The organism is Streptomyces sp. NPDC051064 (assembly GCF_044455985.1).
Lineage (GTDB): Bacteria > Actinomycetota > Actinomycetes > Streptomycetales > Streptomycetaceae > Streptomyces.
In genome coordinates, this window is the sequence record NZ_JBITFK010000001.1 from 573421 (window position 1) to 593332 (window position 19912).

Annotated in this window: 18 protein-coding genes and 1 other RNA gene; 10 read left to right on the forward strand and 9 right to left on the reverse strand. The window is 73.1% G+C overall.

Annotation, left to right across the window (positions count from 1 at the left end):
- Entirely contained in the window at positions 1 to 1674 is a 1674-nt protein-coding gene (locus ACIBCU_RS02675) for an ATP-binding protein (protein ID WP_399228738.1), read from the reverse strand.
- A 475-nt stretch (positions 1675 to 2149) separates the two neighbouring features.
- Between ACIBCU_RS02675 and ACIBCU_RS02680 the strand changes: the two genes are divergently transcribed.
- The gene (locus ACIBCU_RS02680) at positions 2150 to 3487 is read left to right on the forward strand and encodes a ricin-type beta-trefoil lectin domain protein (RefSeq protein ID WP_362931300.1); all 1338 of its coding nucleotides are present in this window, start codon (positions 2150 to 2152) and stop codon (positions 3485 to 3487) included.
- 234 nt (positions 3488 to 3721) lie between these two features.
- On the forward strand, positions 3722 to 4189 hold the full coding sequence (locus ACIBCU_RS02685) for an SRPBCC family protein (RefSeq protein WP_362931302.1): 468 nt from the start codon (positions 3722 to 3724) through the stop codon (positions 4187 to 4189).
- Between the two features lie 70 nt (positions 4190 to 4259).
- Here the strand turns inward: ACIBCU_RS02685 and rnpB are convergent.
- The 3 genes from rnpB to ACIBCU_RS02700 all read right to left on the reverse strand — a co-directional run bounded on the left by rnpB (position 4260) and on the right by ACIBCU_RS02700 (position 6732).
- Positions 4260 to 4659, reverse strand: an RNA gene (gene rnpB / locus ACIBCU_RS02690) — RNase P RNA component class A.
- An 18-nt stretch (positions 4660 to 4677) separates the two neighbouring features.
- Positions 4678 to 5211, reverse strand: coding sequence for a TetR/AcrR family transcriptional regulator (locus tag ACIBCU_RS02695; protein ID WP_362931305.1), 534 nt, complete (start codon positions 5209 to 5211; stop codon positions 4678 to 4680).
- An 81-nt stretch (positions 5212 to 5292) separates the two neighbouring features.
- A complete protein-coding gene (locus ACIBCU_RS02700; protein WP_399228741.1) occupies positions 5293 to 6732 on the reverse strand; it encodes an RNB domain-containing ribonuclease in 1440 nt (479 codons plus the stop codon).
- A gap of 136 nt (positions 6733 to 6868) precedes the next feature.
- Here ACIBCU_RS02700 and yaaA point away from each other — a divergent pair, with 136 nt between their 5' ends.
- Positions 6869 to 7669 carry a peroxide stress protein YaaA gene (gene yaaA, locus ACIBCU_RS02705; protein WP_362931309.1) on the forward strand — a complete coding sequence of 267 codons (801 nt, stop codon included), beginning with the start codon at positions 6869 to 6871 and terminating at the stop codon, positions 7667 to 7669.
- An 84-nt stretch (positions 7670 to 7753) separates the two neighbouring features.
- The gene (gene eda, locus ACIBCU_RS02710; RefSeq protein WP_362931311.1) at positions 7754 to 8401 is read left to right on the forward strand and encodes a bifunctional 4-hydroxy-2-oxoglutarate aldolase/2-dehydro-3-deoxy-phosphogluconate aldolase; all 648 of its coding nucleotides are present in this window, start codon (positions 7754 to 7756) and stop codon (positions 8399 to 8401) included.
- A 6-nt stretch (positions 8402 to 8407) separates the two neighbouring features.
- Here eda and ACIBCU_RS02715 read toward each other — a convergent pair whose 3' ends face one another.
- The 4 genes from ACIBCU_RS02715 to ACIBCU_RS02730 form a co-directional block, all read right to left on the reverse strand.
- On the reverse strand, positions 8408 to 9670 hold the full coding sequence (locus ACIBCU_RS02715; protein WP_399228744.1) for a bifunctional RNase H/acid phosphatase: 1263 nt from the start codon (positions 9668 to 9670) through the stop codon (positions 8408 to 8410).
- A complete protein-coding gene (locus ACIBCU_RS02720) occupies positions 9670 to 10413 on the reverse strand; it encodes a C4-type zinc ribbon domain-containing protein (protein ID WP_362931401.1) in 744 nt (247 codons plus the stop codon). Before ACIBCU_RS02720 ends, ACIBCU_RS02715 begins: the two co-directional genes overlap by 1 nt.
- The gene (locus ACIBCU_RS02725) at positions 10410 to 11246 is read right to left on the reverse strand and encodes a Nif3-like dinuclear metal center hexameric protein (RefSeq protein ID WP_399228746.1); all 837 of its coding nucleotides are present in this window, start codon (positions 11244 to 11246) and stop codon (positions 10410 to 10412) included. Before ACIBCU_RS02725 ends, ACIBCU_RS02720 begins: the two co-directional genes overlap by 4 nt.
- Positions 11247 to 11354: 108 nt before the next feature.
- Positions 11355 to 12392, reverse strand: a complete 1038-nt coding sequence (locus tag ACIBCU_RS02730) for an ABC transporter substrate-binding protein (RefSeq protein WP_399228749.1) — start codon at positions 12390 to 12392, stop codon at positions 11355 to 11357.
- Between the two features lie 197 nt (positions 12393 to 12589).
- Here ACIBCU_RS02730 and ACIBCU_RS02735 point away from each other — a divergent pair, with 197 nt between their 5' ends.
- The 6 genes from ACIBCU_RS02735 to ACIBCU_RS02760 all read left to right on the forward strand — a co-directional run bounded on the left by ACIBCU_RS02735 (position 12590) and on the right by ACIBCU_RS02760 (position 18200).
- A complete protein-coding gene (locus ACIBCU_RS02735; protein ID WP_399228751.1) occupies positions 12590 to 14200 on the forward strand; it encodes a hypothetical protein in 1611 nt (536 codons plus the stop codon).
- 111 nt (positions 14201 to 14311) lie between these two features.
- Positions 14312 to 14488, forward strand: a complete 177-nt coding sequence (locus ACIBCU_RS02740; protein WP_399228753.1) for a hypothetical protein — start codon at positions 14312 to 14314, stop codon at positions 14486 to 14488.
- Positions 14489 to 14700: 212 nt separating this feature from the next.
- Entirely contained in the window at positions 14701 to 15606 is a 906-nt protein-coding gene (locus tag ACIBCU_RS02745; protein WP_399229724.1) for an ABC transporter ATP-binding protein, read from the forward strand.
- Entirely contained in the window at positions 15606 to 16328 is a 723-nt protein-coding gene (locus ACIBCU_RS02750; RefSeq protein WP_362931321.1) for an ABC transporter permease, read from the forward strand. The genes ACIBCU_RS02745 and ACIBCU_RS02750 overlap by 1 nt, the downstream gene beginning before the upstream one ends.
- Before the next feature lie 71 nt (positions 16329 to 16399).
- Positions 16400 to 17491, forward strand: a complete 1092-nt coding sequence (locus ACIBCU_RS02755; protein ID WP_399229726.1) for a sensor histidine kinase — start codon at positions 16400 to 16402, stop codon at positions 17489 to 17491.
- 76 nt (positions 17492 to 17567) lie between these two features.
- Positions 17568 to 18200, forward strand: coding sequence for a response regulator transcription factor (locus tag ACIBCU_RS02760; RefSeq protein ID WP_362931405.1), 633 nt, complete (start codon positions 17568 to 17570; stop codon positions 18198 to 18200).
- On the opposite strand, the gene ACIBCU_RS02765 is transcribed toward ACIBCU_RS02760, so the two are convergent.
- On the reverse strand, positions 18197 to 19708 hold the full coding sequence (locus tag ACIBCU_RS02765) for an MFS transporter (protein ID WP_362931325.1): 1512 nt from the start codon (positions 19706 to 19708) through the stop codon (positions 18197 to 18199). The genes ACIBCU_RS02760 and ACIBCU_RS02765 overlap by 4 nt on opposite strands.
- Between the last annotated feature and the right edge of the window lie 204 nt (positions 19709 to 19912).

Genomic DNA, 19912 nt, shown 5'->3' on the forward strand with positions numbered 1-19912 from the left:
CTAGTCGCTCTCTTCAGTGCGGTTGGACTCACGGCCGGCAGTCGTCTCGCGGGCGCCCGGGTCGGCGTCCGCGGTCGACTCCCCTGGTGGAGCGCTTTCGCGCCCGGCCGTGGCGAAGGCGGCGAGACCGGCGAACGAGGCGTCCGGCGGCACGGCGACCACGGACTCCGTGGTCCGGTCGGATCCGCCCGGCCGGGCTGTCGGCGTGTCCGCCCGCCTGCTCCTGCGTCGCGGCAGGCCGCCGGGCGTGGTGTCCATGGCATCGATGGCTTCGGTGCTTTCCACGGGCACGGCGGCCCGGGCCGGCTCGGGGACCGGCTCGGCCCTCTCCACGGCGGGCCTGGCCGGCTCGGTGACGGGGACGGGCAGATGGCTGAAGTACTTGTGGGGAACCACCACGACCACCGAGGTGCCGAGCCACGGCGAGTCCGCGAAGGTGACCCGGATGCCGTAGCGGCGCGCGAGGGCACCCACCACGCGCAGGCCGAGGTTGGCGTCCTCCGAGATGCCGCCCAGGCCGGGTCCCTGCGAGGTACCCGCGATGGCCTGCTCCGCCTCGCGCTTGCGCTCGTCGCTCAGACCCTTGCCCGCGTCCTGGATCTCGATGCCGACGCCGTTGGGCACCTCCTTGCCGGAGACGACCACGGGCTCGGTGGGCGGCGAGTAGCGTGCCGCGTTGTCGAGGAGGTGCGCGAAGATCAGCGTGAGGTGGTCCACCAGACCGCCGTCGACGCCGAGTTCGGGCAGATGGCGGACCTGGATGCGGTTGAAGTCCTTGATGCGTCCGATGCCGCCGCGGACCACGCTGAGCAGTCGCTGCGGCTCCTGCCACTGGCGTCCGGGCCGGTCCGAACCACCGAGTACGCCGATGCTGGCGGCGAGACAGTCGGCGGGGCCGATCTCCTGGTCCAGCTCCATGAGGCCCTGGGCCACGGCGGGCAGCCGCCCGTGTTCGCCCTGCATCTCGTGGAGCCTGCCGCGCAGCCGTCCCGTCAGGACGTGGATCCGGCTGCCGATGCCGACCACGGCCTGCTCGGCCGACGTGGAGCGGTTCAGCTCCTCCTCCACGGCGAGCAGCGCGGTCCGCTGGACCTTGCGCAGTGCGGCGCGCAGCTCCGGACTCGCGTCGGCCTCCTGCGCGGCCTCGGCCAGGATGTCGTCGATGGCCTCGCCGTCCCGGAGCCGCGCGACGGCTTCGGGGAGGTGGTGGTCGCCGAGCCTGACGACGACGGCCTGCTGGAGCGCGAGCCGCTCCTCCGTCGCGCGGGCCCGGTCGGCCATGTCGGCCTCGTACGCCTGGGTGTGCTCCGCGAGCCGGGCCTCGAAGGTGGCCGCCTGCTCGCCCAGCTGCGCCTCGAGGGCGGAGCGCTCGGCCGCGAATCTCTGCTCCCGGCCCCGCACATCCGCGTACAGCTGCTGGGAGTGCTCGACCTGGGCCGAGCGGAATTCGTCGTTCGCGCGGCCGAGCCGGGCCCGGGTCCGCACGAGGAGCCGTACACAGACCGCACCGGCGACGGTGACCGCGGCACCCGCGAACGTCGCGGGTATCTGGACCTCATCGGGCCCCGCCACCGCGGTGACGACGGTTCCGGCTCCTAAGGCCAGCGGCATCAGCCACCAGCCGTACCAGGCGACCGGTGCGCGTGCCGCCGGGGGTGGAGTGGCAAGTTCCATCTGCATCCTTCGAGAGCAACACAATCGAACAGGGGGAATCGCGCACACGCCGCAACGCCGCACGCGGAGCGGGCAGCGCGGCGGCGGCCGAGTGAGTTCGAGTCAACTCGCCGCGCCGCAGGGGAGCCTATCGGGTCACGGACGCAAGTGATCAACTCCCCTCCGCATACCGGAAGGTATGGGATCGGCCTCTGGCCGGAACCCGACTGCGGCCGTGGCGCCGATGCGGATGAAGGCGTCGGCACGGGGTACGAAGCGGAGGGGGCGTGGACGGGGCCGCCCCGGGCGGGAAAGCCGCCAAATGACCGGAAAGGGCCTCAGGTGCCGGACGGAGCCCCTTCACCCCGGCCCCGGACGGGAGTTCGGGAGGGCAGACGAGCGGGGAAGAAGGGGCAGACTCCCCGCACCCCTTCGGACATCCGGTGTGCCCCTGGGCTTGCTGACACGCGGACCGGCGCGGTCCTACCGTCAACTGGTGGACCTATGGACTTCTTTGGAACCCGCGTCGACCACGGTGGATCCGGGCAGCAGTACGACCGTCCGGCTGCGGCTGCGGAACACCGGCGACGTCGTCGACGAGTACCGCTTCGAGCCCGTAGGCGACATCGCCCCCTGGATGACGGTGGAGCCGCAGACGGTCCGGCTCTATCCGGGTACGACCGCGACGGTGGAGCTGACGATCGCGCCGCCCCGCACTCCCGACGCGACGGCCGGGGCGAATCCGTACGCGGTGCGGATCACACCGACCGAGCACCCTGAGGCCACCACGGTCCCCGAGGGCAACGTCACGATCACCCCGTTCACCGAGCTCAGGGCCGAGCTGGTCCCTCCCACGGTCAAGGGGCGCTTCCGGGCCCGGCCCAAGCTGGCCGTCGACAACCTCGGGAACACCAGGCTCACCGCGTCGGTCAGCGGGAGCGACAACGGGGACTCCCTCTCGTACGACATCCGCCCGGGCAGCATCCAGGTCGAGCCGGGCCGTGCCGTCTTCGTCGACGCGACGCTGAAGCCCCGGCAGATCACCTGGTTCGGGTCGAAGGAACAACGGCCCTACACGCTGGCCGTCCAGAGGTCCGGGGCGCAGCCCGTCGACGTGGACGGCACCTACGTCCAGCGAGGGTTCCTGCCGGGGTGGCTCGCCACGGCACTCGGTATCGCCCTGGCCCTCACCATCACGTTCGTCGTCATCTGGCTCGCCTACAAGCCGCAGGTACGCAGCCTCGCCACGGAGAAGGTCGCCGACTCCCCGGTCAGCACCCTGCCGCCGTCCGCTTCGCCCCCGGCCCAGCCGTCGCCGCAGGCCGAATCCAAGGCGCCCACTCCGGATCCCGCACCGGAGAAGGAGGACTCCGGCGCGGGCGCGCCGGAGGAGCCTCCCGCCGGCGGCGGGGAGCCCGAGGAGCCGGCCGCCCCGGCGCCTGGATCCCACATCATCAGCAAGGCCGCCGGTTTCTGCATCGAAGCCACGGATCAGGTGCAGGGCGAAGCCAGGGACGGCACGCGTCTGACCATCGGGAAATGCGAGGAGAAGGCCAACCAGAAGTGGGAGTTCCTCGGCGACGGCACCGTTCACTCGCTCGGCATGTGCATGGACGTCGCCGGGGCCGGCAAGGAGGACGACACCCCGATCCAGCTGGCCCGGTGCACCGGCGTCCCGGCTCAGAAGTTCGTACTGAGCGGCGAGGGAGACCTGGTCAACCCGCAGGCGAACAAGTGCGTGGACGCGAACAACCTCGGCCGCGCCGACGGGGACGTGCTGCGGCTGTGGACGTGCGCCGGAGTGGCCCATCAGAAGTGGCGGATCGAGGGCTGAACCGCGCGGCCGGTGTCGTCGCGTCGTAGGCCGGAGGGCCGAAGTGGTGACAGCCGCACCGTCCTCCAGCGCGTCTGTGTCCGGGCGCCCCTCCGGGGCACGAGGGTGAAAGGGCTGCGCACCGGTCCGGCCGTGGGACGGCGTCGGCCGTCTGCGGCTTCCGGGACGACGCCGTGCACCCGTCTCCTGGGGGCCGCAGGGCGCGTCCGTTCTCCCTGGAATGGAGTGATCCGCATGGCCCGGGCCCGCCGCCTGATCCTGGCTCCGCCATCCGAGGTCTGGCGGCTTCTCTCGGACGGCTACCGTTACCGGGAATGGGTGAGCGGCACGCGGCAGGTCCTCGCCGTCGACTCCCACTGGCCGGACGTGGGCGCCCGGCTGAAGGTCCGCGTCGGCGCAGGCCCACTGGTGATCGACGACACGTGCGTCGTCCGCATCTGCGAGCCGGAGCGCCGTCTGGAACTGGAAGCGAAGGCGGATCCCTTCGGTGCGGCCCGCATCGCGATGTATCTGACTCCCTGGGCTCAGCACACCCTCTTCCATCTGACCTGGCACCCCCTCCGAGGCCCCGGGACGCGGATGCACGGACTGCCCGTGGACTACGTCGTCGGCGTCCGCAACGGGGTGATGCTCACCAAGTTCGCGCGCATCGCCCTGCGCGAACGCAATGCGGGCGCTCAGGGCACGCCCCTCCCCAGCTGACCTCTGACGCCCTCGCAGCCCGGCCGTGGCAGGGCAGCACGGGACTCGGAGGCGGAACCGCTGGTGGCGGCAGACGAGTCGGGCTGTACGCCGGGTTCTGTCGCCCGGTCGCCTCGCGGCGGCCGGGGAGACGGCCATCCATCTAGGACCGGCATTGCTGCCGGTCTCGTGCGGTCTACCCGCGAACTCGGGCGGGCAGCCCTCGGACGTTCGCGCAGGAGCACCGGGGTGCTCCCTCTTGACCTTGCTCCGGGTGGGGTTTACCTAGCCGCCTGAGTCGCCTCAGGCGCTGGTGGTCTCTTACACCACCGTTTCACCCTTACCGGGGACCGAGGTCCCCGGCGGTCTGTTTTCTGTGGCACTGTCCCGCGGGTCACCCCGGGTGGCCGTTAGCCATCACCCTGCCCTGTGGAGCCCGGACGTTCCTCGGGAGGATCCGGGGATCCTCACGCGGCCGTCCGCCCGGCTCGTCTGCCGTGGTGACCATGCTACCCGGCGGGGCCGGCGGTGAAGGCCGCGATGCCGGCCTCCCAGGCCGCCGAGAGGTCGGCGCCCGGGGGGAAGCGGCCGTTGAGCTCCAGGACCACCATTCCGTGGGCGAAGGCCCAGGCCGCCCGGGCCCGGTCCTCGTCGCCCCCGGCGGCACGGAACAGCGGGGCCGCCGCCGCGTCCGCCGCCCGCGTGGCGGGGAGGGTGCGGCCCATGGTGAGGAGGTAGAGGTGCGGGTGGGCCAGGGCGTAGGTGCGGTACGCGGTGGCGAGCGCGGAGAAGGAGCCCGGGGCCGCCGCCTCGGCTGCCGCCAGGACCCCGGCGGTCTCCCGGAGCATCTCGGTGGCCAGCGCCTCCACGACGGAGGACTTGTCCGGGAAGTGCTTGTACAGGGACGGCGCCTTGACGCCCACCCGGTCCGCCAGCCGGCGCATGGTGAGCGCTTCGGGGCCTTCCGCCTCCAGCAGGACGCGTGCGGCGGCGATGATCTGCCGGGGTCTGCCGGCCGCGGGGGCGGTGGCGAGGTCAGTCACGCATGAGACCTTCCCTGGTACGGAGTCGCTACGCAGTCCGCAGCCGAGGACGTGATCGTACGAGATGCGGACAAGCCCCCCTCACTCGGGCGCGAACAGCACCTTCGACGAGCCGGGGTCGGCCTGGACGAGGCGGACCCGCAGCCGTTCGCCGAGGGGGAGAGGGTCTTCGGACTCGATCCGGGCGACGATCGCCGGGTCCTCGATGTGGACGGTGCCGACGGCCGGTTCGTTGTCCTTGACGTCGATCACGTAGCCGTCGAAGACCTCGCCGGCCTTGTCCCCGAGCAGCGCCGCCTCGACGAGGTCGACGCACTCGCGCTCCACGGTGTTCGCGCGGCGGGCGCCCTCGGCCATCTCCTCCGGCAGTCCGGGCAGCGCCTGGAGCACCCATTCCGGCGGCTGCCGTCCGGCGACCGCCGCGAGGCACAGCTCGGCGGCGTGACGGTCGACGAGGCGGCGCAGCGGCGCGGTGCAGTGCGTGTAGAGCTCGGCGACGGCGGCGTGCACGGCGGGGGCGGGGAGGTCTCCGTGTTCGAAGACGGAGTAGCCGGCGCCGCGCAGGAGCGTGGTGCACTCCTGGAGGAACGCCGCGTGGCTGCCCTTCGAGGGGTCGAGGGAGCGCACCACTTCGGCGTACGGGACGTGGTGCGGCCAGTCGATGTGCAGGGCTTCGGCGGAGCGCCTGAGCCGGGTGACGGCGCCGTCGGGGGCGACCGGCAGCGTACGGAGGATGCCGGTGCCCGAGTCCCGCATGAGCCCGGCGGCCGCCATGCCGGTGAGCAGGGAGATCTGGGCGTTCCAGCCGTCGGCGGGCACGGGCGCGCGGTAGTCGAGGTCGTAGCCGCCGTCGCGTTCGACGATCTCCTGCTCGGGCACGTCGAGCGAGATGCCGCCCCGGGCGAGCTCCTGCTGTTCGCGCAGCAGGCCGATGTCCTTGAGCAGGGCGAGGGGCTCCTCGGCCGTTCCCGCGTCGATCTGCCGCTGGACGCCCGCGTGGTCGAGCTTCGCGCGGCTGCGCACGAGGGCCCGGCGCACGTCGGTGGCGACGGTACGGCCCTCGGTGTCGAGGTCGATCCGCCAGAGTGCGGCGGGGCGCGTCTCACCGGGCAGGAGGCCGGCGGCTCCCTCGGAGAGCACCGGGGGGTGCAGGGGGACCTTGCCGTCCGGGAAGTACAGGGTGGTCACCCGCCGGTGGGCCTCGGTGTCCAGCGCCCCGCCGGGCCGGACGAAGGCAGCGACGTCGGCGATGGCGTAGTGCACGCGGAAGCCGTGCGCGCGCCGCGCGAGATGCATCGCCTGGTCGAGGTCGGTGGAGGCCGGCGGGTCGATCGTGAAGAACGGCAGGTCCGTGGCGTCCTGGTGGCCGGAGAGATCCGGGGACTTCGCCGCCTCCCCCGCCTCGGCGAGGACGGCGGGCGGGAAGCCGTCGGGCAGGCCGAGCTCGGTGCGCAGGGCACGCAGGGCCGCCCGCAGCGGGGTGCCGTCTGCGCCGGTCATGTGGAGGTGGCGGCGGGGCATGCCATCGAGCCTAGGCCGGGGCGGTGGGGTCGGCATCCCGGTCTCCGGGGCGGGCTCCGGGTGGACCGGCCCGTACCCTTGCCGGGGGTTCCCACGCGCCGCGGAGCCCTGTGCCGCGTGTGAAGGAGAAACCCCCGTGCTCGTGCTGTTGCCGCCCTCCGAAGGTAAGGCCGCTTCAGGGCGCGGGGCACCGCTGAAGCCGGAGTCCCTGTCCCTGCCGGGCCTCTCCGACGCCCGGGCCGCGGTCCTCGACGAGCTGGTCGAGCTGTCGATGGCGGACGAGGAGAAGGCCCGTGAGGTGCTGGGCCTGAGCGAGGGGCTGCGCGGCGAGATCGCGAAGAACGCGGAGCTGCGCACGGCCGGGACGCGGCCCGCCGGGGAGATCTACACCGGGGTGCTGTACGACGCCCTCGGCCTGGCCTCGCTGGACACGGCGGCCAAGCGGCGTGCCGGCAAGTCGCTGCTGGTGTTCTCCGGGCTGTGGGGCGCGGTGCGGGTGGGCGACCGGATCCCCTCGTACCGCTGCTCGATGGGGGTGAAGCTGCCGGGCCTGGGAGCGCTGAACGCGTACTGGCGCGCCCCGATGGCGTCGGTGATGCCGGAGGCTGCCGGGGAAGGACTGGTCCTGGATCTGCGCTCGTCCGCGTACGCCGGGGCGTGGAAGCCCTCGGGCGAGGTCGCGGAGCGCACGGCGAGTGTGCGGGTGCTCCAGTCCCAGATGGTCGACGGGGTGGAGAAGCGGTCCGTGGTCAGCCACTTCAACAAGGCGACGAAGGGCCGGATGGTCCGCGACCTGCTGCTGGCCGGAGCCGCCCCGAAGGGCCCGGCGGAGCTGGTGGAGGCGGTGCGCGACCTCGGATACGTGGTGGAGGCGCAGGCCCCGGAGCGTGCGGGGCGGCCGTGGGCGCTCGATGTGGTGGTCACCGAGATCCACTGATCCACCGCCGACCCACCCGCGATCACGTTGCAGCATGCGCAACGCGCGTTGCGCAGTGTGCGGTTCTCGCGGCAGGATGACCCCATGACCTCCTCCGTGCCCGCCGCCGTGTCCGCTTCCGTCCTGGACCTTGCCCCCGTCGTCCCCGTCGTCGTGCTGGAGGACGCGGCCGACGCGGTGCCGCTGGCGCGCGCGCTCGTGGCGGGCGGGCTGCCCGCGATCGAGGTCACGCTGCGGACGGCCGCCGCTCTCGACTCGATCCGGGCGATCGCCGCGGAGGTCCCCGACGCCGTGGTCGGCGCCGGCACGGTGATCTCTCCGGCGCACGTGACCGAGACCGTCGCGGCCGGAGCGCGCTTCCTGGTCAGCCCCGGCTGGACGGACGCCCTGCTGGACGCGATGAAGGCGTCGGGTGTGCCGTTCCTGCCGGGCGTCTCGACGACGTCCGAGGTGGTCGCGCTGCTGGAGCGCGGGGTCACGGAGATGAAGTTCTTCCCCGCCGAGGCCGCGGGCGGCACCGCCTATCTGAAGGCGCTGGCGTCCCCGCTCCCCCAGGCCCGGTTCTGCCCGACGGGCGGCGTCTCGCTCGCCTCCGCTCCGTCCTACCTGGCGCTGCCCAACGTGGGCTGCGTGGGCGGCAGTTGGATGGTCCCGGGCGACGCGGTGGCGGCGAAGGACTGGGCGCGCGTGGAGCGGCTGGCCGCCGAGGCGTCGGCGCTCGGCGGCCGCTGAACCGTACTACCGCAGGTGGGAGGTGTCGTTGAGGAGCCTCAGCGACGGGTTCCCGTCCGCGTAGTACGCCACCGTCGAGACGGACGCGGGCGAGAGCTCCATGCGGAACAGCGACTCGGGCGGTGCGCCCAGCGCGAGCCGGACCAGGGTCTTGATCGGGGTGACGTGCGTGACCAGGAGCGCCGTGCGGCCCGCGTAACGGGCGATCAGCCGGTCGCGCGTCACCGACACCCGCTCCGCCACCTCGGCGAAGCTCTCGCCGCCGCCCGTGGGCGCCGCGTCGGGGGACGCCAGCCAGGTGGTGAGGTCGGAGCCGTAACGCTCCCGCACCTCGCCGAAGGTGAGCCCCTCCCAGACCCCGAAGTCCGTCTCGCGCAAACCTTCCTCGATACGGACCTGAAGGCCGAGCCTGGCCGCCACGGCCTCCGCCGTCTCACGGCAGCGCCGCAGCGGGGAGCTCACGACCTCCTGGACGGTGCCCCGGGCGGCGAACGCCTCGGCGGCGCACGCCGCCTGGTGGCGGCCGGTCTCCGAGAGCTCCGGGTCGCTGCCGCCGCTCCCCGAGAACCGCTTTTCGGGGGTGAGGGCCGTCTCGCCGTGGCGGAGCAGGATGAAGGTGGCGGGCACGCCCAGGTCGGGTGCGCTCCCCCAGCCCACCTGCGGGGTCGCGGACGCGCTCTGCGCGGCGCCCTCCGGGGGGCGGGCGGCCGCCATGGCGGCGCGGACCCTCGCCGCGCCCGCCGCCGCGTCGCCGGGCGGTCCTGACCGGGGCGGCGGATCCGGGACGACCAGCGTGCGCACCGTCTCCACGTCGGCCGTCGAGGCCGCCGGGTCCCACTGCCCGCCCCGCTTGCCCGCGTCCATCGCCTCGTTGGCGAGCCGGTCGGCGTGCTTGTTCTCCGCGCGCGGGATCCACTCGTAGGTGACCGAGGAGGCGGGCAGGACACGTCCGGCCTCGGCGGCGAGCGGCTTCATGCCGGGGTGCTTGATCTTCCAGCGGCCCGACATCTGCTCGACCACCAGCTTGGAGTCCATCCGGACACGGACCTGCACGTCCGTGTCCGGGAAGAGCTCCTTCACCGCCTTCAGGCCGGCGATCAGGCCCCTGTACTCGGCGACGTTGTTCGTCGCGACGCCGATGTACTCGGCCTTCTCGGCGAGGGTGTGGCCGTCGGCCGGGTCGACGACGACAGCGCCGTAACCCGCGGGTCCCGGGTTGCCCCGGGAGCCACCGTCGGCCTCGACGACCAGCTGGCGGGGAGCGGACATTACAGGCCCGACTCCGAGGTGCGGACGAGGATGCGGTGGCAGTTCTCGCAGCGCAGCACGGTGTCGGGGGACGCGGCCTTCACGTCGTTGACCTCGGTGATGTTCAGCTCCAGGCGGCAGCCCTCGCAGCGGCGCTGGTAGAGCCGTGCGGCGCCGACGCCGCCCTGCTGGGTGCGCAGCTTGTCGTACAGCTTGAGCAGGTCGGCGGGGACGGCACCCGCGACGACCTCGCGGTCCTTGGCCACGGTGGCGGCCTCGGCGTCGAGCTCCTGGGAGGTCGCGTCCCGGCGGGCGGTCGCGTCGTCGACCTTGGCCTGCACCGCGCTCACGCGCTCGGTCAGTTCGGCGACGCGCTCCTGGGCGGACTCGCGGCGCTCCATGATCTCGAGGACGACGTCCTCCAGGTCGCCCTGGCGCTTGGCCAGCGAGGTGATCTCACGCTGGAGGCTCTCCAGGTCCTTCGGCGAGGAGACCGCGCCGGAGTCGAGCCGCTGCTGGTCGCGGACGGCGCGCTGACGCACCTGGTCGACGTCCTGCTCCGCCTTGGTCTGCTCGCGGGTGGTGTCGCTCTCCTCGGTCTGCGAGGCGACGAGCAGGTCGCGGAGCTGCGCGAGGTCGCTGTTGAGCGAGTCCAGCTCGGCGTGCTCGGGCAGCGAGGTGCGCTTGTGGGAGAGCTGCGACAGACGTACGTCGAGTGCCTGGACTTCGAGGAGTCGGATCTGGTCGGCGGGCGCGGCGTTCAGTTGGGGGCTCCAGAAGAGTGGTGGGTGGTCCAGGGGTCGGTGACCTGCTTCGAGACATGGACCCGCAGGTCCCATCCGTGGCGGTCGGAAATTGCGTCGAGCTGCGCGGCGGCCTGCTCGCACCAGGGCCATTCGGTGGCCCAGTGTGCGGCGTCGACGAGGCCGAGCGGCGAGTGCTGGACGGCCTCGGAGGCCGGGTGGTGGCGCAGGTCCGCGGTGAGGAAGGCGTCCACACCGGCTGCGCGTACGGCGTCGAAGAGGCTGTCGCCGGAGCCGCCGCTCACCGCGACCCGGCGCACGGGGGCGTCGGGGTCGCCGGCCAGCCGGACGCCCTGCGCGGTGACGGGCAGCCGGGCGGCCGCGCGGGCGGCGAGGTCGCGGAGGGTCTCGGGGTGGTCGAGCTCGCAGATCCGGCCGAGCCCGCGGCGCCCGTCGGCGTCGGTGGGGTCCGGCACGAGGGGGCCCGTGACCCGCAGGTCCAGGGCGCCCGCGAGGGCGTCGGACACCCCGGGGTCGGCGGTGTCGGCGTTGGTGTGCGCGACGTGCAGGGCGATGTCGTGCTTGATGAGCCCGTGCACGACCCGGCCCTTGAAGGTGGAGGCCGCGACCGTCGTCGTACCGCGCAGATAGAGCGGGTGGTGGGTGACGATCAGCTGGGCGCCGAGGGTGCGGGCCTCGTCGGCGATCTGCTCGACGGGGTCGACGGCGAAGAGGACCCGGTCGATCTCCGCTCCGGGATCACCGCAGACCGTGCCGACGGCGTCCCATCCTTCGGCCCGCTCGGGAGGCCAGAGGGCGTCGAGCTCGGCGATGACTTCAGACAGACGGGGCACGTAGGAAAGGCTACCTGTCCGCCGTGGCCCGGCGCCCCTGGCCGCCGGGGCCCGTGCAGCGGGACCGGCGGCCAGGGGCGAATCGTTACAGGGCGAGGCCGTTCGCCGTCACTTGACGAGGTCGGCGCGGAGGTCGTCGAGGACCAGGTTCGCGGAGGTGACTCCGAGGCCCAGGTACCAGGTCTCGTCGGAGACGTCCTTGGCCTGGCCGGCCTTCACCGCGGCGAGGTTCTTCCACAGCGGGTTGGCGCGGGCGGTGTCGCGCTTGGTGGCCTTCGCGTCGCCGTAGACACCGGTGAAGATCCAGTCTGCGTCCGCCTGGTCCATGTTCTCGGAGCTGATCTCCGCGGCGAGGTCGTCGATCTGCTGGTTCTTCGGCCGCGGCAGGCCCACGTCCTGAAGGATCGTGCCGATGAAGGATGCCTTGGCGTAGAGCCGGATCTTGTCCGGCATGTAGCGGACCATGGAGACGGTCGGCTTGTCCGGGCCGATGTCCGCGCCGAGCTTCTTCGCCTTCGCCTCGTAGGCCGCGAGCTCGGACTCCGCCTTCGCGGTCCTGTCGAGCGCGGCGGCGTTCAGCAGGTAGTTCTCCTTCCAGGTGAATCCCGGGCGGATGGAGAACACGGTCGGCGCGATCTTCGAGAGCTCGTCGTACTTGTCCGCCGCGCGCAGCTGGCTGCCGAGGATCAGGTCCGGCTTCAGACCGGCGATCGCCTCCAGGTTGAGGCTGTTGATCGTCCCGACGCTCGCCGGGTTCCCCGCCTCCTTCTTCAGGTACGACGGGATGGCCTCGTCGCCCTCGGACGGGGCGTAGCCGACGGGCTTCACACCGAGCGAGACGACGTTGTCGAACTCGCCGACGTCCAGCACGACCACGCGCTTCGGCGCGGCTTCGAGCTTCGTGCTTCCCATGGCGTGGGTGAGCGTACGGGGGAACTCACCGGCTTCGGCGTCGGTCCCGTACGCCGCCGTCTTCTTCGCGGCGTCGGCGAAGTCCTTGCCGCCCGTGGCGACGGCCGCCTTCTTGTCTCCGCCCGCGTCGCCGCCCGCCGCCCCGCCGGCCGTGTCGTCGCCGCACGCCGAGAGGGAGAGGGCGGCCGCCACCGCGAGACCGATCGCGGCGGTGCCGCGGCGCCTGAAGGACATGTTCTGCTCCAGTTCGGGACATACACAGGAAATTCTTAGGGAAGGCTCACCTTAGCCCGCACGGAACCGGCAGCACAGCCACCCCCGGCTTCGCAGGCGAACAGGGACATCGGCACCCTTATGTGTGAAGTGGCGTAGCTCGTGTTGTCCGGTGGGGAGTGCGAAACCTAGCTTCGGTTGCCGGAGGTGACCGGACCATGACTGCCTGTGCCATCGAGGACGAGACCGCCGGAACCGCGAGGACCACCGCGGCGGCCGGCCCCACACCCGAGGCCGCGGAGCCCGACGGGCCGGCCGAGCCCGTGAAACCCCTCGGCGCGGGCGCCCCGGACGAGGGCGCGGACCCGGCCGGAGCGGGGACGCCGGACGAGGACGCCGATCCGGGCGGGGCGCGGACCGGCCCCGAAGGGACTGCCGCATCCACCGGATCCGGGCCGCACGAGGGGCCCGACGGCGCAGTCGCCTCCGCCGGTACGGGCCCGCACGGCGCATCCGGCGGGGCAGCCCCCTCCCTCGTTACGGGCCCGCACGGCACTTCCGTACCGCCTGCCCCCTCCGCACCACCGGTCCCGTCCGAGCCGCCCGCTCCCCCCGCACCACCGGTCCCGTCCGAGCCGCCCGCTCCCCCTGCCCCGTCGGCACCCCCCGCGCAAGCCGCGTCCCGCGGGGACCGTGCCGGAGCACCCCGCCCCCGGACGCCGTCGCGCCTCGTGCCGCCCGCGCTCACCCTCGCCGCCGACCACGCCTACGCGGCGCGGCTCACCCCGGCCGGGGAGGCTGAGGGGCCCGGCTGGTTCCCCGAGCGCTGGACGCTGGACGGCCCGGAGCCCTACGCCGTGCCCCTCCCGCTGGACCGCCCGGAGGACGCCTCCTCCGACGTACTGCCGCTCTCGGACGGGCGGGTCCTGATCCGGCGGGAGGTGGAACCCGGCACGCACACGTTCTCCCTCCTCTACCCGACCGGGCCCGGCACGGGCGAGGTCTCGCTGGGCGCCCTCGACTGCCCGGAACTCGTGCTCCTCCCCCCGCCCCCGGACGGCATGAGCGCCTACGCCCTGCTCCCCGGTGAACGCTCCACCGGCGTCTGGCTGGTGGCGGGCGGCGCGTTCGGTCCCGAGCATGTCGCCGATGTCCCGGGACGCTGTTCGGGCGGCGTCTGGCTCGACCGCGAGGGCCGGCTGCTGGCCCTGGACCGGCAGATGCCGGGCGGTGGCCCGGTGAAGGCGGTCGTCGTGGACCTGGAGCGCGGCGGGGAAGTCACCCCTCTGCTGCAGATCGCGCCGGAGAGCAACGACCGGCTGCTGATGGCCGACGCGGACAGCGGCCTGCTGCTGGTCCGGTCGGACGCGCCGGGCCACGACCGGCTCGGCTGGGGCGTGCTCGGCAGCTGCCTCCCCATGCGTTTCCCGGAGTGCCTGCGCACACCGGACGGGACGCTGACACCGTTCGCCGTGCAGCCCGGCCAGATGCTGATGCCGGAGAGCTGCGCGGTGGCTCTGCGGATCGACGGGGCGGCGGGCAGCTGGGTGGGGCTGTGGCGTCCGGCGGGGCGCCGGCTGCACCAGTTCGCGGCGCCCGGCGGGTGGATGACCGGATCCGGCTTCTGGACCCGGGAAGGGGTGCTGCACCTGCCCTACTCGCAGGAGGGCGCCCCCTGTGCCGTGGCGTTGCTGGAGGCTCCCGTGGACGATCCGCACCCGGCCGCCGCGTTCGGAACGAACACGTCCGATGCCGCCCCGGCCCGCGGCGTGTGCACGCCCGTTCCCCTGGGGCAGGCGCCTCTCACCGGGCGTACGCCACCTGGATAAACTCGGCTCCGGGCTACGCAGCCGTTCCGCGCGGAAGCCGACGGTGACCGTGACGGGGTGGCGGCGGGCTGCGACACACACGTAAGCGATTGCAACGGGGAGACTTCCCACATGTCTGAAGCCCGAACCGACACGACCCAGACGCGTCCGCCCGAGGCGGACGCGGAACGGGTCGAAGCCGGCGGCTACGGAAAGCACCGAGGAGGCGCATCTGCGGAGAGCGTGACGGCGCAGCCGCACGGCCGTCACCGCCGTCCCTCCGAAGGGGGTGGCAGCGCGGCGGCCTGAACCGCTCCGTACCGCATGCGGGAGCCGTCGCAGCCGCCCGGCTGCGGCGGCTCCCGGCGTCACGGCGGCTGCGTCCCGCCCCCAACAGCGCGCGCACCCAGGACATTTGTCATCGCGGAGTCCGTACACACGCCCCTGCCGCCGGGGGCGCCCCGGTCCGTAGCGTCGTCGCCATGACACGGACAACGGGGACCAAGGGGAAGGGACCTGCGGTGGTGTTCACCGCGGCGGTCAAGACGTTCGGCCGGGCGGGGAGCACCGTCCGGGCGGTCGACGGTATGGATCTCACGATCGGACGGGGCGAGACCGTCGCCCTGCTGGGCCGCAACGGCGCGGGGAAGTCCACGGCCATCAGTCTGCTGCTCGGCCTGAACGAGCCCGACTCGGGGACGGTGCGCCTCCTCGGCCGCGCCCCCGGCCGGGCGGTCCGCGCCGGGCTGGCCGGGGCGATGCTCCAGGACGGCCGCCCGGTCCCCCGGGTGACGGTGGGTGAGCTGGTCCGCTTCGTCGCGTCCCTCTACCCGCGCCCGCTGCCCGTGGCCGACGCGCTGGCCCTCGCGGGGGTGACGGAGTACGCGGGCCGGCGCGTGGACAAGCTGTCCGGGGGTCAGATCCAGCGCGTCCGGTTCGCCGTCGCGCTGGCCGGCGGTCCCGAACTGGTCGTGCTGGACGAGCCGACATCCGCTCTGGACGTGGAGGCGAGGCGCGCGTTCTGGGCGTCGATCCGGTCCTTCGCCGAACGAGGTAACACCGTCCTGTTCTCCACGCACCATCTGGAGGAGGCCGACGGGAACGCCGACCGGATCGTGGTCCTGCACAAAGGCCGGGTCGTCGCGGACGGCAGCGGCGAGGTGATCAAGCGGTCGGCGGGCGGCGGTCTGGTCTCCCTCGACCTGGCGGGCCGCTCGGCCACGGAACTCGGGTCGCTCCCCGGCGTCCTGGGCGTCGAGGTGCGCGGGGGCCGGGCCCTGCTGCGTACGGACGACTCGGACGCGACGGTCGTCGAACTGGCGCGGATCGGCGCGGTACGCGGTCTCCAGGTCGGCAGGGCCACCCTGGAGGACGCGTTCCTCTCCCTCACCGAACCGACGGCCGACCTGGTGAAGGAGGCCGCGTGATGTTCCCCTACATCGCACTCGAGATCCGGCGGACCCTGCGTGACCCCACGTTCCTGATCTTCGGGACGGGCATGCCGGTGATGATGTATCTGCTCTTCACCAATCTCGGCGGGAGCGGCACCTACGACGACTGGAAGGCCGCGTCGATGGTCGGCATGGCGGCGTACGGGGCGCTCGGCTCCGCCATGGCCATCGGGACGGGCATAGCGTCGGACAAGTCCCTGGGCTGGCTGCAGCAGTTGAGGATCACACCGCTGGACCCGTGGCGCGCGGTGACGGGCCGCGCGATCAGCGGCTCGGTGACGGTCCTGCCGACCGTCCTGACCGTGCTGCTGGCCGGGGCGCTCGTCAACGGGGTGCGGCTGGCGGTCTGGCAGTGGGTCGCGCTGGTGCTGCTGCTGTGGACCGGCGCGCTGCCGTTCACCCTGCTCGGCATCGGCAACGGGTACCGGCTGACCCCGCAGGGCACCGGTGTGGTCAACGTGGCCTGCCTGATGGGCTTCGCGCTCGTCGGCGGGCTGTGGTTCCCGCTCGGCGCGTTCCCCGGATGGCTGCGCGCCGTCGGCGGGTTCACCCCCGCGCACGGGTTCGCCGACCTGGGCTGGTCGACGATCGCCGGGCACGCCCCGGGGGCCGGGTCCGTGGCCGTACTGGGCGGGTGGCTGATGCTGTTCGGCGGGTACGCCGTGATGTCCTACCGTCGGTCGGCGAGGACCATGTGAGTGGAGCGACCGTGTCCAGGAAGACGAGGAAGGGGAACAGGCGGCCCGGCCCGCCCGGACCGTACGCCCTGCTGCCCACACTGCTGATGGGACTCGGCGCGTTCTCCAACCTCCTGCAGGGCGAGACGTCGAACCCCTGGGTCGGCGGTCTCGGGCTGCTGGCCTTCAACTCCCTCTACATCTCGGTGGTGTTCCGGGGCTTCGACAGGAGGAGGCGGGAGAGCGCCACGTCCTACGCGCTGCTGGCGGCGATGGGTGCCATCACGTTCGGTCTCGCGATCGCGTACGGCGGCAACTGGCTGCTGTTCTTCCCCTTGTTCGCACTGGCCTGCGGGACGATCCTGCGCGGCCGGCGGCTGGGCATCTGCCTGATCGTCCTGGCCGGGTGTGCGTGCGCGGTGGCCGTGTGGCGCGGCGACCACGTGTCGGAGCCCTGGACGATCGGCTACGGCACCTTGATCTCCGGGGGTGTGACCGCCGCGATCCTCACCCTGTCCGAGACGGTGATGGAGCTGCGCGCGACCCGTCAGGAGCTCGCACGGAGCGCCGTCGAGCAGGAGCGGCTGCGCTTCTCGCGCGACCTGCACGATCTGCTCGGCCACACCCTGTCGGTGGTCGTCGTCAAGTCCGAGGCGGCCCGCAGGCTCGCTCCGCACGACATCGACGCCGCGCTCGCCCAGGTCTCCGACATCGAGTCCGTGGGCCGCCAGGCCCTCACCGAGATCCGTGAGGCGGTGACGGGCTACCGCCAGGGCAGCCTGGCCACCGAGCTGGACCGGGCCGGTCCGGTGCTGGCCGCCGCCGGGATCGAGCAGGCCGTCCACCGCTCGGGGCCGCCGCCGGCCCCGCAGACCGACGCGCTGCTGGGCTGGGTGGCGCGGGAGGCCGTCACCAACGCCGTACGCCACAGTGGCGCGACCCGCTGCGAGTTCGTCCTCGACTCCACATCCGAACGGGTCCGGCTGACGGTGACGGACGACGGCGCCGGGCCCGGACAGCCCGTGGGCCCGGCCGGGGGTACGGGACTGAAGGGACTGGCCGAACGGCTGACCGCCGCGGGCGGCTCCCTGAAGTCGGGCCCGGGCCCGGGCGGCGGCTTCGTCGTGACCGCGGAACTGCCGGCCGAGGCGTCGGAGGTCCCCGGGGAGCGGGACTGCGGCTAGGGCGCGCCACCCGGCGAGGTGGTGGCGTCGGGCCTCCGCCGGCGCCCCGGCGGCCTACTCTGAGCCCGTGAACGAGATGCCGCAGGACCACCGCCCCACGGGGTCGGTACGCATCCTGCTCGCCGAGGACCAGGGCATGATGCGCAGTGCGCTCGCGCTGCTGCTCGGGATGGAGCCGGACTTCGAGGTGGTCGCCCAGGTGGCCGCCGGGGACAGGATCGTGGACGAGGCGCTCCTGTCACGCCCGGATGTGGCGTTGCTGGACATCGAGCTTCCGGGCCGCAGCGGCCTGGACGCGGCCGCCGATCTGCGTACGGAGGTGCCGGACTGCCGGGTGCTGATCCTGACGACGTTCGGCAGGCCGGGCTATCTGCGGCGTGCCATGGAGGCCGGAGCCTCCGGTTTCCTGGTGAAGGACGGCCCGGTCGGGGAGCTGGCGAAGGCGATCCGGCAGGTGCTGGGCGGCGAGACCGTGATCGATCCGGCGCTGGCCGCCGCAGCGCTGGGCGCGGGCCCGAGCCCGCTGACCCCACGGGAGCGGGACGCTCTGAACGCCTCGGTGGACGGGGCGACGGTCGCCGACATCGCCGCGAAGCTGAGCCTGTCGGAGTCCACGGTCCGGAACTACCTCTCCTCGGCGATCGGCAAGACGGGCACCCGCAACCGCATGGAGGCGATGCGCGCGGCACGTCAGGAAGGCTGGCTCTAGGGGGTGTCCGGCGAGTGCAGCGCCGCCGGCGTGGACTCCTTCCCGGGGCGGCCCCCGGCCCGTGTGCCCGGGCGTCCGCCGGTGCGCCGGCCCCGGCCGCCCGGCAGCCAGAGCAGCATCATCGCCGCCCCGCACACCAGCACCACGGCGGACGTGCGGAAGGCCAGCGCGTATCCGGCCGTGATCTCCGCCGCCCCCGTCGAACCGGCCGTACGGGCCGCCGCGACCGTGGAGAGCACGGCGAGGCCCAGCGCGCCGCCCATGGTGCGGGAGGTGTTGACCAGCCCGGAGACGAGTCCGGCGTCGCCGGGTGCCGCCCCGGAGGTGGCGAGTGTGGCCAGCGGGGTGGAGGCCAGTCCGGCGCCGGCCATCATCAGGACGCCGGGGAGACAGACCGCGGTGAGGTAGGAGCCGTGCACGCCCATGGTGGACTGCCAGCCGAAGCCCGCGGCGGCGAGCAGGGTTCCGGCCACGGCCAGGGACTTGGCACCGGCCCGCGCCATGAGCGCGGGCGCGGCCTTCGCGCCGATGAAGACGGCGGCGGAGCTCGGTACGAGCGCGAACCCGGCCTCCAGCGGCGTGTAGCCCAGCACGTTCTGGGCGTAGACGGTCATGAAGTACCACATGCCGAACGTCGCCGAACCCAGCAGCAGCATCGACACGTTCGCCGCCGAGACGGCGCGCACCCCGAGCACCCGCAGCGGCATCAGCGGCGCGGCCGTCCTGGCCTCCACCAGGACGAAGACGCCGAGCAGCGCCAGGCCGCCCAGGAGGGGCACCAGGGTGGCGGCGGCGGTCCAGCCGGCGGCCTCGGTCTGCACGATGCCGTACGCCGTCGTCGCCAGGCCCGCCGTGACGAGCACCGCGCCGAGCAGATCGACGCGGCGGCGGTCGCCCGCCCTGCCCTCGGCGAGCCACACCGCCGCGCCGGCGATGACGAGGACGCCGACCGGCACGTTGATGAGCAGCACCCACCGCCAGGAGAGGAGATCGGTGAGCACCCCGCCGATCAGTCCCCCGGCCGCTCCGCCGCCCGCGCCGACGGCCATCCAGGTGCCGATCGCCCTGGACCGCGCGGGGCCCTCGGGGACGGCGGCGGTGAGGATCGTGAGGGTCGCCGGGGACAGTACGGCGGCGCCGAGTCCCTGCCCGGCACGGGCGACGAGGAGCTGCCAGCCCTCCTGAGCGAGCCCGCCGGCCAGGGAGGCCGCGGTGAAGAGGGCGAGCCCGGTCAGGAACATCCTCTTGCGGCCGTAGATGTCCGCGGCCCGGCCCCCGAGCAGCATGAAGCCGGCGAAGGCGATCGAGTAGGCGTTGACGACCCACTGGAGTCCGGGTGCGCTGAGGCCGAGGTCGGTGCGCATGGACGGCAGCGCCACGTTGACGACGGACACATCGAGGACGACCAGGAACTGCCCGGTGCAGGCGGCCGCGACCACGGCCCAGGTACGGGTTCTCGATCGTGCGGGCAGCCGTGCGGGCGGGGTGACGTCAACCATGGGTGTCATACTCGCAGGCGTCTCGTGCCCCGTACATCGGTTTCCGGGCCCCTTCGGTCTCATCATCTCTCCGCCTCCTGGCGTAGGTCCTCCACCCGACTTCCCCGTTGTTACGCCGCGTTCACCGGAATATCGCAGGCACAAGGAAGCGTTCAGCATGCACACACTTGGCGGTCGGCGCTGCCCGTCGGCGCGCCGCCGCATGCTCCATCC

Coding starts and splice junctions, on each gene's coding strand:
- ACIBCU_RS02750 (WP_362931321.1), top strand. CDS start 15,606: ATGTTCCCCTACATCGCACTCGAGATCCGGCGGACCCTGCGTGACCCC.
- ACIBCU_RS02730 (WP_399228749.1), bottom strand. CDS start 12,392: ATGTCCTTCAGGCGCCGCGGCACCGCCGCGATCGGTCTCGCGGTGGCG.
- ACIBCU_RS02685 (WP_362931302.1), top strand. CDS start 3,722: ATGGCCCGGGCCCGCCGCCTGATCCTGGCTCCGCCATCCGAGGTCTGG.
- ACIBCU_RS02765 (WP_362931325.1), bottom strand. CDS start 19,708: ATGACACCCATGGTTGACGTCACCCCGCCCGCACGGCTGCCCGCACGA.
- ACIBCU_RS02715 (WP_399228744.1), bottom strand. CDS start 9,670: ATGTCCGCTCCCCGCCAGCTGGTCGTCGAGGCCGACGGTGGCTCCCGG.
- ACIBCU_RS02675 (WP_399228738.1), bottom strand. CDS start 1,674: ATGGAACTTGCCACTCCACCCCCGGCGGCACGCGCACCGGTCGCCTGG.
- ACIBCU_RS02735 (WP_399228751.1), top strand. CDS start 12,590: ATGACTGCCTGTGCCATCGAGGACGAGACCGCCGGAACCGCGAGGACC.
- eda (WP_362931311.1), top strand. CDS start 7,754: ATGACCTCCTCCGTGCCCGCCGCCGTGTCCGCTTCCGTCCTGGACCTT.
- ACIBCU_RS02760 (WP_362931405.1), top strand. CDS start 17,568: ATGCCGCAGGACCACCGCCCCACGGGGTCGGTACGCATCCTGCTCGCC.
- ACIBCU_RS02700 (WP_399228741.1), bottom strand. CDS start 6,732: ATGCCCCGCCGCCACCTCCACATGACCGGCGCAGACGGCACCCCGCTG.
- ACIBCU_RS02740 (WP_399228753.1), top strand. CDS start 14,312: ATGTCTGAAGCCCGAACCGACACGACCCAGACGCGTCCGCCCGAGGCG.